The organism is Variovorax sp. RTB1 (genome assembly GCF_035018765.1).
Classification (GTDB): domain Bacteria; phylum Pseudomonadota; class Gammaproteobacteria; order Burkholderiales; family Burkholderiaceae_C; genus Variovorax.
The window spans coordinates 1-13,786 of the sequence record NZ_JASJXG010000026.1 but is presented as its reverse complement, the minus strand read 5'-3'; the positions used below and the strand labels follow the sequence as shown (position 1 = coordinate 13,786).

Sequence of the window (13,786 nt, the reverse complement as noted above, 5' to 3'; positions counted from 1 at the left end):
GGCACGATTGAATCGATGGATCGATGATGCCCGATGAAGTTGTCGTGCCTGGCAAGACGGGCGCCGCGTCCCCTGACGCCGAAGCCAATGGCTTTGTTCGTCACGTCTTCGTTTACGGCACGTTGCGCCGCGGCGGCAGCAACGACATCACGCGTTGCCGGCCGTTGCCGCAGTTCGTCGGTCATGCGCACATCGCGGGCACGCTCTACGACCTCGGCGCATATCCAGGTGCTGTACTGGGTGTACTGGGCGATGCGTCATGCGGTGGCAAACAGCGCGCCGATCATGGCGGGCTGGTTCACGGCGAGATCTATTGCATCACAAAAGCTGTGGAAGCAGAGCTCGACTTGCTCGAAGAAGTGCGCGACGACGGCGGCGGCGAGTACGTTAAGCGAGAGATCGAGTTGGTGCTGTCCGGATCAGGCCCGCGAACCGAAGCAGGCGCGATGACGTTACGTTGTCTTGTCTACGAGATCCATCCGTCGCGTGTTACCGGGCGCGCCGTCATCGAAAGTGGCGACTGGTTTCGAAGTTGATGAAGGCTGCTGTCACAGTTTCACTAGCGAATACTTGATTGCACATCGCAAAATTCGGCTTTGGTGCAACGCAATAATTTTTCTCAATATAAGAAAAACTATTCCGCATTGAGAAAAGTCTCTGTAAGTGGTTGATTTTGCTTCAGTATTAATATGTCTTCTATAAGACATAAGACTCCGGCTTCGCGTTAAAGTTTGCCCCATGGCGGAAGCGCCCAACCGATCCAAGTCAACCAATCAACCTCACGGAGTGCACATGCCCCAGACCCTGACAGAACAACTGAGCCGAGAACAACAGATCGCCGCACTCGAAAAAGACTGGGCGACGAACCCGCGCTGGAAGGGCATCAAGCGCGGCTACAGCGCCGCCGACGTCGTGCGGTTGCGCGGCTCGGTACGGATCGAGCACACGCTGGCCCATCGTGGTGCAGAAAAGTTGTGGGATCTCGTCAACAGCGAGCCTTACGTCAACTGCCTCGGCGCACTCACTGGCGGCCAGGCCATGCAGCAAGTCAAGGCCGGCGTGAAGGCAATCTACTTGTCGGGCTGGCAAGTGGCCGCAGACAACAACAGCTACGCATCGATGTACCCGGACCAGTCGCTGTACCCGGTCGACTCGGTGCCGACAGTGGTCGAACGCATCAACAACACGTTCCAGCGCGCCGATGAAATCCAGTGGTCGAAGGGTACGAATCCTGGCGACAAAGGCTACATCGACTACTTCGCTCCTATCGTGGCCGACGCCGAAGCCGGCTTCGGCGGTGTGCTGAACGCCTTCGAATTGATGAAGGCCATGATCAAGGCCGGCGCCGGTGGCGTTCACTTTGAAGACCAACTCGCATCGGTCAAGAAGTGCGGGCACATGGGCGGCAAAGTGCTGGTGCCGACGATCGAGGCGGTACAGAAGCTGATCGCCGCACGCATGGCGGCCGACGTCTGCGGCACGCCGACTTTGGTGATCGCACGGACCGACGCTGAAGCGGCCGATCTCATCACCAGCGATTACGACGAAAACGACAAGCCGTTCATCACCGGCGAACGTACGGCCGAAGGCTTCTACCGGACTCGCAAGGGCATGGACCAGGCCATCAGCCGCGCCGTCGCCTATGCCCACTACGCCGATCTGGTGTGGTGTGAAACCGGTACGCCGGATCTGGCCTTTGCCAAGAAGTTCGCCGACGCCGTGCACAAGGTTCACCCCGGCAAGATGCTGGCGTACAACTGCTCTCCTTCGTTCAACTGGAAGAAGAACCTCGACGACGCGACCATCGCCAAGTTCCAGAAAGAGCTGGGCGCCATGGGCTACAAGTACCAGTTCATCACGCTGGCGGGCATCCACTCGATGTGGTTCAACATGTTCGATCTGGCGCAAGACTACGTCGCACGTGGCATGTCGGCCTATGTCGAGAAGGTGCAAGAGCCCGAGTTCGCGGCGCGTGAGCGTGGCTACACCTTCGTGTCGCACCAGCAAGAAGTCGGCACCGGCTACTTCGACGAAGTGACGACCGTGATTCAAGGCGGCAAGTCGAGCGTGACGGCGTTGACCGGTTCGACTGAAGAAGAGCAGTTCCACTGAACCTGCGTTCACGACAAATGCGAACGTGAACGTGACCCCAAAGCCCGGCCTTGGCCGGGCTTTTTTGTGCGCGCGGATAGAATCTCCGGTCCGATCCGCAACCAGGGCGAGAAAGGCATTTTGGTTATGACACCGCGAACTACGCCGCAAGCCATCAGCGGTCTTTTCCTGAAAGGACGAGACCGGTAGCCCGCGCACGCTGGATTTCTCCGGCAATCAAGCCAATGCAAAGCGCGGTCGATCACCGCGCTTTTTTGTTTTCTGCCCCGAGGTTTTCACATGATCCAGATCACGCTTCCCGACAACTCGCGCCGCGAGTATCCAGGCCCCGTTTCGGTCGCCGAAGTCGCTCAATCCATCGGCCCCGGCCTGGCGAAAATGACCGTGGCCGGCAAGGTCGACGGGCTGCTGGTCGATGCCAGCGACATCATCGATCGCGACGCCAAGCTGCAGATCATCACGCCGCGCGATGAAGAAGGGCTGGCGATCATTCGTCACTCGACGGCGCACCTGCTGGGCCATGCGGTGAAGCAGCTGTATCCGACGGCGATGATGGTGATCGGCCCGGTCATCGACGAAGGCTTTTATTACGACATCTCGTACGAGCGGCCGTTCACGCCCGACGACGTGGCGGCCATTGAAGCGCGGATGCGCGAGCTGATCGCGCAGGACTACGACGTCGTCAAGAAAATGACACCGCGTGCGGAGGTCATCGACGTCTTCAAGGCGCGCGGCGAAGACTACAAGCTTCGCCTTGTCGACGACATGCCCGACGAGCAGTCGATGGGTCTCTACTACCACCAGGAATACGTCGACATGTGCCGTGGCCCGCACGTGCCGAACACGCGCTTCCTGAAGGTTTTCAAGCTGACGAAGCTGGCGGGCGCGTATTGGCGCGGTGATGCGAAGAACGAGCAACTGCAGCGCATCTACGGCACGGCGTGGGCCGACAAAAAGCAGCTGGATCAGTACATCCAGCGCATCGAAGAAGCGGAGAAGCGCGACCACCGAAAACTCGGCAAGGAACTCGACCTGTTCCACATCGACGAGGTGGCGCCGGGCGTCGTGTTCTGGCACCCGAAGGGTTGGGCGATGTGGCAAGAGGTCGAGCAATACATGCGTCGCGTCTACCGCGAGACGGGCTATCAGGAAGTAAAAGGCCCGCAGATCCTCGACAAGAGTCTGTGGGAGAAAACGGGCCATTGGCAGAACTACCGCGAAAGCATGTTCACGACCGAGTCGGAAAAGCGCGAATACGCACTCAAGCCGATGAACTGCCCGGGCCATGTGCTGATTTTCAAGAGCGACTTGCGTAGCTACCGCGACCTGCCGATCCGTTATGGCGAGTTCGGCCAATGCCATCGCAACGAGCCCTCGGGCGCGCTGCACGGGATCATGCGTGTTCGTGGCTTTACGCAGGACGACGGCCACGTCTTTTGCACCGAAGACCAGATCCTCGACGAATGCGTGGCTTACACGGCCAAGTTGCAAAAGGTTTATGCCGACTTCGGTTTTGGCGAGATTTTGTACAAGGTGGCGACGCGCCCCGAGAACCGTGTGGGCGCCGAGGAGTTGTGGGACAAGGCAGAGCACGCCTGCATGGAGGCACTCCGCAGGTCGGGCGTGGACTTCATCATCTCGCCCGGCGACGGCGCCTTTTACGGCCCGAAGATCGAGTACACGCTCAAAGACGCGCTGGGCCGGCAGTGGCAGTGCGGCACGATGCAGGTCGACTTCAACACGGCAGAGCGCCTTGGCGCCGAATACGTGACCGAAACCAGCGGCCGCGCCAGCCCGGTCATGCTGCACCGCGCCATCGTCGGTAGCCTCGAGCGCTTTATCGGCATGCTGATCGAACACCATGCCGGCGCGATGCCCGCCTGGATTGCGCCGGTGCAGGTCGTGGTGCTCAATATCAGCGAAGGGCAGGCGGATTACGCTGCGGAAGTGGCTAAAACGCTGCAGGATCAAGGGGTTAGGGTCCAGCTCGACCTGCACAACGAGAAGATCACGTATAAAATACGCAAGCATTCGTTGCAAAAGCTCCCTTACATCCTGGTCGTAGGCGACAAGGAAAAGGAAGCCGGTGCCGTCGCAGTGCGCGCCCGAGGCAATCAAGACCTCGGTGCAATGTCCCTCGAATCGTTTAAACAACGGCTCTTTCAGGACATTGCCGACAAGCGTTGATTTGTCCCTGAAGCACCCCATCTGCTTCTGGTCAAACGTACCGCTTGTCCGCGAGGGCTGAACGGTGTTCGCTACAGATTCTGTAGCAAATTTTGAAGGATTCTGACCATCGCTACTGCATTTCGCGACCGCCGCCACCGCGAGGAACGCCAACACCGCCTTAACCGGGAAATCATGGCCCCGGAAGTCCGCCTGATCGGCCCGGAAAACGAGCCATTGGGAGTTGTGAGTCTTGTCGAGGCCTTGCGCCTGGCCGGTGAACAAGACGTGGATTTGGTAGAGGTCGTGGCTGCGGCCAACCCGCCGGTCTGTCGACTGATCGAGTACGGAAAATTCAAGTACCACGAACAGAAGAAGGCTGCCGAGGCGAAGTCCAAGCAGAAGGTCATCGAGGTCAAGGAAATCAAGTTCCGGCCCGGTACCGACGATGGTGACTACAACATCAAGATGCGCAATATCAAGCGCTTTCTTGAAGAGGGCGACAAATGCAAGATCACGCTGCGCTTTCGCGGCCGCGAGATCACGCACCAGGAACTCGGTCTGGCTCTTTTGCAGCGTATTCGCGATGAACTGGCTGACCTGATCATGGTCGAGCAGTTTCCGAAGCTTGAAGGCCGCCAGATGATCATGATGATCGCACCCGGCCGCAAGAAGGCGGGAGCACCGGTGAAGCCGGCGGCGGAATCCGTGGCACCCGCAACGGCCTAGGTCCGACCGATTTGAAGTTTTAGCTAGTTGCAGGAATTTCGTGAATGCCGGCGCTGAAAGGCGCAGGCAGCAGCGAGATAAAGAAGTGTCTCGGGGCCAACAAGTTCGTGGAATATCCGCGGCGCCTCACGAGCACAATTAAAGGAGCATTACATGCCCAAAATGAAGACCAAGAGCAGCGCGAAAAAACGTTTCCGCGTTCGTCCAGGTGGCACCGTCAAGCGCGGTCAAGCCTTCAAACGTCACATCCTGACCAAGAAGACCACCAAGAACAAGCGTCACCTTCGTGGTGCAGTCGCAGTGCATGAAACCAACATGGTTTCTGTCGCCGCAATGCTGCCCGGTCGTGGCATTTAACCCAGACGAACAAGGAGTACACACATGCCTCGCGTCAAACGTGGTGTAACGGCTCGCGCCCGCCACAAAAAAGTTCTCGCACTCGCCAAGGGTTTCCGCGGTCGTCGCGGCAATGTCTTCCGCGTCGCCAAACAGGCGGTGATGAAGGCAGGCCAATACGCCTACCGTGATCGCCGTACCAAGAAGCGTGTTTTCCGTCAGTTGTGGATTGCGCGTATCAACGCCGCCTCGCGTGAATTGGGCCTGACCTACAGCCAGTTCGCCAACGGCATCCGCAAGGCCGGCATCGAGATCGACCGCAAGATGCTTGCGGACATCGCAGTGCACGACAAGGCCGCTTTTGCCGGCATCGTGGAGCAGGTCAAGGCCAAGCTGGCCGCTTGATCCTGCACAGCGAACCAGCCGTCCCCCGGGACGGTGGTCCGCACCCACGGTACAAGGGCTGGCGCTTGAAAAAGCTCCAGCCCTTTTTTATTTCCCCGCGCCAAGTAATTCAAGAATTCCATGAACGAGCTGGACACCCTGGTCGACAACGCCCGCACTGCATTTGCGGATGCCAAGGCCCCCGCGGATCTCGAGAACGCCAAGGCACTGTTTCTTGGTAAATCTGGGCGCATCACCGAACTGATGAAGGGCATGGCCCAGCTCGCCGTCGACGAGAAGAAGTCGCGTGGCGCAGCGATCAACATTGCCAAGCAGGCCATTGAGGCTGCACTGACCGAACGTCGGCAGCAACTTGCCGATGCCGAGCTCGACCTGCAACTGAAGGCCGAAGCGCTCGATATCAGCCTGCCGGGCCGACGTCGCACCGGTGGTGGTTTGCATCCGGTGACCCGCACGCTTGAGCGCATCGAAGCGATCTTTTCCAGCATGGGCTTCGACGTGGCCGACGGCCCCGAGATCGAAAGCGACTGGCACAGCTTCACCTCGCTGAACAACCCGCCGAACCATCCGGCGCGGTCGATGCAAGACACCTTCTATGTAGACATCGACGGTGAAGACGGTGTGCCGTACAACCTGCGGCCGCACACCAGCCCGATGCAGGTGCGTTACGCGCACCAGCACATCAAGAAGCACGCTGCACTGTTCGAGGCGGCGGCCAAGGACACCACCGGCACCGTGCACGCACCCGAGATCCGCGTCATCGCGCCGGGCCGTACCTACCGCGTCGACAGCGATGCCACGCATTCGCCGATGTTCCACCAGTGCGAAGGGCTGTGGCTCGGCGCCAATGTGAGCTTCAAGGATTTGAAGGTCGTGTTCACCGACTTCTGCCGTACTTTTTTCGAAACCGACGATCTGGTGTTGCGCTTCAGACCGAGCTTCTTCCCGTTTACCGAACCGAGTGCTGAGATCGATATTCAGTTTCAAACCGGCCCGTTGGCCGGCCGCTGGCTGGAAGTGTCCGGAGCGGGTCAGGTTCATCCGAACGTCGTGCGCAATATGGGACTGGACCCGGAGCGCTACATCGGCTTTGCGTTCGGCATGGGGCCTGACCGGCTCGCGATGCTTCGCTACGGCGTGAACGACTTGCGCCACTTCTTCGACGGCGACCTGCGCTTCTTGTCGCAGTTCCAATAAACAGAAACGAGTACGACGAGATGCAATTCCCCGAGTCCTGGTTGCGCGAGTTCTGCAACCCGCCGCTCAGCAGCGTTGAGCTGGCTGACACGCTCACGATGGGCGGTTTCGAAGTCGAAGAGCGTCGGTCCGCCGCACCTGCCTTCACGAAAATCGTGGTCGGCGAAATCAAGGAAGCGACGCAGCACCCGAACGCCGATCGCTTGAAGGTTTGCCAGGTCGATGTCGGGCAGGGAACCTTGCTCAACATCGTCTGTGGCGCACCCAATGCGCGCGTCGGCATCAAGGTGCCGTGTGCGCTCGTCGGTGCAGAACTGCCGCTTGGTGAAGATGGCAAACCCTTCTTGATCAAGCTCGGCAAGCTGCGTGGCGTGGAGAGCCAAGGCATGCTGTGCTCAGCGCGCGAGCTTCAGCTCAGCGAAGACCACGGCGGTCTTCTCGAACTCTCTGCAGACGCGCCAATTGGCGTCGACGTGCGCGACGTGTTGAAGCTCGACGATGTGCTGCTCACCCTCAAGCTCACACCGAACCTGGCACATGGCCTCAGTGTCTACGGGGTGGCGCGCGAACTGTCTGCATTGACTGGCGTGCCCCTCAAGACGCCGGCGACACCCGCCGTCATGCCGACGCACCACAGCAAGCTCGCAGTGAAGGTCGATGCGCCTGAACTCTGCGGCCGCTTTTCGGGCCGCGTGCTGAAGGGCGTCGACCCTGAAGCCAAGACTCCTGCGTGGATGATCGACCGGCTGGCGCGTTGCGGTCAACGCAGCGTCACGGCGCTGGTCGACATCTCGAACTACGTGATGTTCGAGTACGGGCAACCCACGCACATCTTCGACCTCGACAAGATTCATGGCGGCCTTACCGTGCGTTGGGGTCAACCCGGCGAGCAGCTCAAGCTGCTCAATGGCAACACCGTGACCGTCGACGACAAGGTCGGCGTGATTGCCGATGAGCGCGAAGTCGAATCGCTTGCCGGCATCATGGGCGGCGACGCCACCGCCGTGTCCGACGGCACGCGCAACATCTATGTCGAGGCCGCGTTCTGGTGGCCTGATGCGATCCAGGGGCGCTCGCGCCGCTTCAACTTTTCGACCGATGCCGGTCATCGGTTCGAGCGTGGCGTCGACCCGAGCCGCACCGTGCAGATCATCGAACGCATCACGCAGTTGATCGTTGATATCTGTGGCGGCCAGCCAGGGCCGACCGACGACCAGACCCTGCACCTTCCAGACTTGAAGCCTGTTACCTTGCGCGTTGCACGCGCGGCGCGCGTCATCGGCATGCCGTTGACCCAGGCGCAATGCGTCGATGCGTTGAGCCGACTCGGCTTTGCCTTGATCGAAGGCGACGGCACATTGATCGTCACGCCGCCGCCGCATCGGTTCGATCTTGTCATCGAGGAAGACCTGATCGAAGAGGTCGCGCGCCTCATCGGCTACAACAACCTGCCTACGACTCCGCCGCTCGCGCCAATCACCGCGCGCGTGCAGACCGAGGCGCAGCGCAGCCGCTTCGCGGTGCGGCATCGGCTCGCTTCGTTGGGCTACCAGGAGACCATCAACTTCAGCTTTGTCGAAGCCGATTGGGAGCGTGACCTGGCCGGGAATGCGAACCCGGTGAAGCTGTTGAATCCGATTGCCAGCCAGATGAGCGTGATGCGTTCGTCGTTGCTCGGCTCGCTGTTGCAAGTGCTCAAGTTCAACCTCGACCGCAAGGCGCCGGCCGCACGCGTCTTCGAAATTGGCCGCGTTTTCATGCGTGATGCGTCTGTTGCCACGACCGACACCACCGTCAAAGGCATCCATCAGCCCATGCGCGTCGCGGGTCTCGCCTGGGGCGATGCGCAGGCGGCGCGTTGGGATGCCAAGCCGGCGCGCGCCGACTTCTTCGACGTCAAGGGCGATGTCGAAGCGTTGCTGGCACCCTTGGCGCCGACATTCGAACGCACTGAACATCCGGCGCTGCATCCGGGCCGCGCCGCACGCGTGCTCGTCGATGGAAAAGCGATCGGTGTGGTCGGCGAGTTGCATCCGCGATGGCGTCAGCAATGGGAATTCGCGCAAGCGCCAGTGCTGTTCGAACTCGATCTCGACGCGGTGACCGCGCGCCCCGTTCCGCTCGCCCAACCCGTGCCTAGGCATCAGTCTGTGGAGCGCGATATCGCAGTCGTGGTGGCCGAGGCCGTCAGCTTCGCAGCGTTGTCCGCTGCGATCGATTCGGCATCGACCGGTGGCCTGCTGCGCGACGCCGCATTGTTCGACATCTATCGGCCGCAAGCCGGACGCGACGGCACGGTGCCGGCGTCTCCAGGGCTCGCATCGGGCGAGAAGAGCATGGCGGTTCGCCTGACTTTTCATGACGACAGCGCGACACTCACCGACGAGCAGGTCGACCCGGCGGTACGCGCCATCGTCGATCAACTTTCTGCCAAGCTCGGCGCACGTTTGCGTGGATGATCGACGCCATGGAATTTACGTTTGAAGCGCTCGAAACACCGGCCCTGACCAAGGCGCATCTGGCGGACCTGTTGTTCGAGCAGATCGGCCTCAACAAGCGCGAATCCAAAGACATGGTCGAAGCGTTTTTCGATCTGGTCGCCGGCAGTCTGATCGAAGGCACAGACGTCAAGATCTCGGGCTTCGGCAACTTCCAGATCCGGGTGAAGGCGCCACGGCCCGGCCGCAACCCGCGCACCGGCGAAGCGATTCCGATCGGCGCGCGCCGGGTCGCCACCTTTCATGCGAGCGCCAAGCTCAAAGAGCAGATTCACGGCAGCATCGTCCCTGCCGAAGACGAAAGCAGTGGCGCAAAAGAGGTTGAGTGGAGCGTTGGCGCCGAATAGTTCTTGTGGCTCTGCGTGCACGTGGGGTAACCTCTGAGCTTCCCCCGGCACCGTCTTGATTTCAATGGAGAAAACGCTCCCGCCTATTCCTGTCAAACGCTACTTCACCATTGGTGAAGTCGGCGAACTCTGTGGCGTCAAACCGCACGTGTTGCGCTACTGGGAACAGGAATTCACGCAACTTCGGCCGATGAAGCGTCGCGGTAACCGACGCTATTACCAGCACCACGAGGTGCTCATGATTCGCCGCATCCGCGACCTCCTGTACGACCAGGGTTTCACCATCAGCGGCGCCCGCAACAAGCTGCAGGAACTGGTGCAAAACGAGCGCGACAAGCGCAAAGCCGGCGAGGTGCCGCTGGAGGGCATGGAGGCAGTCGAAATCGATCAGGAAGAGTTCGATGCTGCTGTCGTGCTGCAACAGGCACTCGATACCAACCCGCCCCGACAGGTCGACCGCGCGCAGCTCATCTTGCTGCGCCGTGAGCTATTCGAAATTCGCGAGCTTCTCTCCGTCGGACGTTAAAACGGCCCCGCTATAATTTGAGACTTCGGTGTGTGGCGCAGCCTGGTAGCGCACTTGCATGGGGTGCAAGGGGTCGAAGGTTCGAATCCTTTCACACCGACCAGTATTGACGGGGGTTAGCAGCTTAGTGGTTGCTAACCCCTTTGTCATTTTGGCTTGCCTTGTCCTTGATTTGTCCTAAACCGCTGAGTCTCGACGGCACTTCAACGCCTCGAACAACCGGAGACGTTATGCGCGCCAGCGAAGTTTTCACGCCAAACAAGTTGCCAGACGTGACGTTCATCGACGATCACCTGAAGGAGGCCACCAAGACACTAAGACAGGCGCTGGAAACGGGCGCTGCCGTGGTCTCACTATCCGGGCCTTCGAAATCGGGCAAGACCGTCTTCATTGAGAAGACGCTCGGCAAGGAGAATCTGATTCAGGTGACGGGCGCCGGCGCCGACAGTCCGGCCAAGCTATGGGATCGGGTGTTCGGAATCATTGGGACGCCCACAAGGGGCTCGACCACGGGCGGGAGTGGGTTCACCGGGACGATTGGGGCTAAGGCGGCGACCGGTGTGCCGCTTGTGGTGTCCGGGGAGGCGTCGGCATCTGGCGCGTGGGCCAAGACCGAGGCGACCTCGACCGACTATGCGCCGGACTACCTTCAATTGCTGATCAAGGAGCTTGGCGGCACGGACTTCGTTGTGTTCATCGACGACTTCCATTACATCCCCACCGCCGTGCAGCAGCAGGTCGCGAACGAGATCAAGGAGGCGATTCGTGGCGGCGTCCGGTTCATTTGTGCGGCGGTGCCGTATCACTCTGATGACGTGTTGCGCGCGAACTCCGATTTGCGCGGACGGATATTCAAGCTCGATTTCGATTACTGGTCGGTGCCCAACCTAAAGAAGATCGCCGCGTTGGGCTTCGAAGCGCTGAATGCGACGGCATCGGATGCACTCAGTGAAGCCTTCGCGCGGGAGGCAGCAGGATCGCCGCAATTGATGCAATCGCTGTGCCTCAGTGCGTGCTTCGAACTGGGCTTGGAAGATCGGTCGACCGAGCCCATCACCATTCAGGCGGACCTCGACCTGATTTCGCGAAGCTGTCGCCGCACGATGATGACCACCGACTACTCGTCGACGGTCGAAAAATTGAAAGAGGGGCCGAAGACGCGCGGCACGATCCGCAACTCGCATCGCATGCTCGATGGCACTGTGAAAGACGTGTACCCCATCATCCTTGGCGCGATTGCCGCCAACCCGCCCGAACTCACAATCCGGTATCAAAATCTTCAAGTTCGCATCGTAAGCGTCTGCGAAGGCGACCCGCCCAGCGGATCAAGCGTCACAGGAGCCTGCGTTCACATCTCAGACATCGCCAACGATGCAGAGAACCGGCAGGTCATCGAATGGGACGCGGCAAACGATGTGCTCGATATCCGAGATCCCTACCTTTTATTTTTTCTTCGCTGGGCCGACTGGAAGTAACCGAGCGCCTTACGACAATCCGCTTCGCGCAGGCGCATTCGTCGGTTCACCTTTTCAGCGCCAGCCGTCTCAACATGCGGAGTCGTTTGGCGATCGCTGGTCCCCGTCGCGCTGGTCGAGGCCGCAGTGGTCGACACAGCAGCAGGCATCGAAATTTGGCCAATTCCTCATATTTGATGAATTACTGAACCAGCGAAAGTATGGTCGTTTCGATCGGCCTATCGCTGCCCTGAGCGAGTCGCAGAGTGCACGCATCGAAGCTGGCGAACCTGTGGGCGCATCGATCGGCCGGTAACTTGGCAAATTTGCCGAATTGCTCGCCTGTCAGCCAGACCGGCTCATGAACGGCCGATGTCGTCGCCTAACCTTATGACGGCACTCAGATCAATGGGAGTGCAAGCAAGGTTGAACACGAAACTGGAGGCTGCCGGAAAGGCAAGAAACGGTTCATGTCTGTCTCCTTCGAAGGCTACCTGGAAGGCGCCTAATCTCTGTTTAAGGGGCAGACAATCATTGCGTCAACGTCGACATAATCCAATAGGATGTGCGAAATACAGAACATAGATTCTGCGAATAGCCGACTCTGAAGCAGCCATCGTTGCTACCCCAGAAATGTCGATCGCCTGATCTTGAAAAACGGGTCCAGCGCGTTGCGCGTGGACCCGGCCGCTGGTGCGCTACACAGGATATTGCTGACCCGCCGGTTCGATCGTGATCCACTTCAACTCTGTGAATTCGTCAATCACGGCACGGCCGTCGAAGCGGCCATAGCCACTGTCTTTGGTGCCACCGTAGGGTGCCTGTGCCTCGTTTTGTACCGTCGCTCCATTCACGTGGCACGCGCCGGTGTCGATCTGCAGCGCGACGTTCAACGCGCGCATCACGTCTTTGCAGAAGACGGCTGCCGACAGGCCGTAGGCCGTGTCGTTCGCGGCGGCGATGGCTTCAGCGTCACCATTGACTCGGACGATCGTCGTCACCGGTCCAAACGTTTCTTCGTCGAAGATTTTCATTTGACGTGTCACGTGATCGACGATGGTCGCCGGCATCGTGGCGCCATCGGCACGGCCGCCGCAGGCTAACTTGGCGCCCTTGGCCAGAGCGTCGTCGATGAGAGCGTTCAGTCGAGGGCCGGAGTCCTTGGACATCATCGGTCCGATGACGCACTGCGGATTGGTCATCGGATCACCGCTGGGCAAGTTTCGCGTTTGGGCTGCGAACTTCGCGACGAACTCATCGGCGATGGATTCATCGACAACGATCCGCTCGGTCGACATGCAGATCTGACCTTGGTACAAGAAGGAGCCGAAGACCGCGGCTTTGACAGCGTCGTCGATGTTGGCATCTTTGAGCACTACGAGCGGCGACTTGCCACCGAGTTCCAACAGGCAACGCTTCAGATGAACCGCAGCCTTCTGCGCAATGATGCGTCCGACTTTTGTTGACCCGGTGAAGTTGATGCGCCGTACCGCCTTGTGGGCGATGAGCGCGTCGATCACTTCCGGCGCATCCTGCGGCGCGTTTGTCAGAAAGTTCAACACGCCCGGTGGAAGCCCGGCTTCGACGAGCGCTTCCGCGACGAGCATGTGGGTCCGCGGGCTTGCTTCCGATGCGCGAAACACGACCGCGTTGCCGCACATCAGCGGGTAGGCAATGGCGCGTGCGGCCAAAACGACCGGCCCGTTCCAGGGGACGATGCTCAAGATCACGCCGACTGGTTGACGCACAGTCATCGACAGAGCGCCGGGTTTGTCCGTCGGGATGGTCTCTCCCTGGATTTGCGTTGTCATCGATGCGGCTTCGCGAAACGCGGTTGCGGCAAGGAACACATTGAAGCCTGCCCAGAGCGCCGAGGCGCCGATTTCTGCAGCCATGGTTTCAATGAACTCTGGAGTTTTGCCCTCGAGCGCATCGGCCGCTGTCGGCGCCGGTTGAACTTTGACCCACCCTGCCGGTTGAACTTTGACCCGGGGATGGAAGCCGGCATCGTGGATG

General features: G+C 59.9%; 12 protein-coding genes and 1 tRNA gene. 12 read left to right on the top strand and 1 reads right to left on the bottom strand.

Features of this window, described 5'->3' with window-relative positions; all coding sequences use genetic code 11:
* Nucleotides 1–26 precede the first annotated feature (26 nt).
* From QN397_RS16285 to QN397_RS16230, 12 genes are all read left to right on the top strand, one after another.
* Complete coding sequence (locus QN397_RS16285; protein ID WP_323496344.1) at nt 27–536, top strand: gamma-glutamylcyclotransferase family protein; 510 nt, start codon at nt 27–29, stop codon at nt 534–536.
* Nucleotides 537–792: 256 nt separating this feature from the next.
* Nucleotides 793–2,112, top strand: coding sequence for an isocitrate lyase (gene aceA / locus QN397_RS16280; RefSeq protein ID WP_187052553.1), 1,320 nt, complete (start codon nt 793–795; stop codon nt 2,110–2,112).
* Nucleotides 2,113–2,391: 279 nt separating this feature from the next.
* A complete protein-coding gene (gene thrS, locus QN397_RS16275) occupies nt 2,392–4,299 on the top strand; it encodes a threonine--tRNA ligase (protein WP_323496345.1) in 1,908 nt (635 codons plus the stop codon).
* A gap of 99 nt (nt 4,300–4,398) precedes the next feature.
* The gene (gene infC, locus QN397_RS16270; protein WP_323496502.1) at nt 4,399–5,007 is read left to right on the top strand and encodes a translation initiation factor IF-3; all 609 of its coding nucleotides are present in this window, start codon (nt 4,399–4,401) and stop codon (nt 5,005–5,007) included.
* A 153-nt stretch (nt 5,008–5,160) separates the two neighbouring features.
* Nucleotides 5,161–5,364, top strand: coding sequence for a 50S ribosomal protein L35 (gene rpmI / locus QN397_RS16265; RefSeq protein WP_007832497.1), 204 nt, complete (start codon nt 5,161–5,163; stop codon nt 5,362–5,364).
* Between the two features lie 24 nt (nt 5,365–5,388).
* Complete coding sequence (gene rplT / locus QN397_RS16260; protein ID WP_007832499.1) at nt 5,389–5,748, top strand: 50S ribosomal protein L20; 360 nt, start codon at nt 5,389–5,391, stop codon at nt 5,746–5,748.
* A 120-nt stretch (nt 5,749–5,868) separates the two neighbouring features.
* The gene (gene pheS / locus QN397_RS16255; RefSeq protein WP_323496348.1) at nt 5,869–6,945 is read left to right on the top strand and encodes a phenylalanine--tRNA ligase subunit alpha; all 1,077 of its coding nucleotides are present in this window, start codon (nt 5,869–5,871) and stop codon (nt 6,943–6,945) included.
* 20 nt (nt 6,946–6,965) lie between these two features.
* Complete coding sequence (gene pheT / locus QN397_RS16250; RefSeq protein ID WP_323496349.1) at nt 6,966–9,404, top strand: phenylalanine--tRNA ligase subunit beta; 2,439 nt, start codon at nt 6,966–6,968, stop codon at nt 9,402–9,404.
* An 8-nt stretch (nt 9,405–9,412) separates the two neighbouring features.
* On the top strand, nt 9,413–9,790 hold the full coding sequence (locus tag QN397_RS16245) for an integration host factor subunit alpha (RefSeq protein ID WP_187052549.1): 378 nt from the start codon (nt 9,413–9,415) through the stop codon (nt 9,788–9,790).
* A 64-nt stretch (nt 9,791–9,854) separates the two neighbouring features.
* On the top strand, nt 9,855–10,316 hold the full coding sequence (locus QN397_RS16240) for a MerR family transcriptional regulator (RefSeq protein WP_187052548.1): 462 nt from the start codon (nt 9,855–9,857) through the stop codon (nt 10,314–10,316).
* A 26-nt stretch (nt 10,317–10,342) separates the two neighbouring features.
* Nucleotides 10,343–10,419: transfer RNA gene (locus QN397_RS16235), tRNA-Pro, on the top strand.
* Between the two features lie 127 nt (nt 10,420–10,546).
* The gene (locus QN397_RS16230) at nt 10,547–11,791 is read left to right on the top strand and encodes a hypothetical protein (protein ID WP_323496350.1); all 1,245 of its coding nucleotides are present in this window, start codon (nt 10,547–10,549) and stop codon (nt 11,789–11,791) included.
* Between the two features lie 677 nt (nt 11,792–12,468).
* On the opposite strand, the gene QN397_RS16225 is transcribed toward QN397_RS16230, so the two are convergent.
* The coding region (locus QN397_RS16225; RefSeq protein WP_323501423.1) for an aldehyde dehydrogenase at nt 12,469–13,786 on the bottom strand (1,318 nt) is incomplete at its 5' end.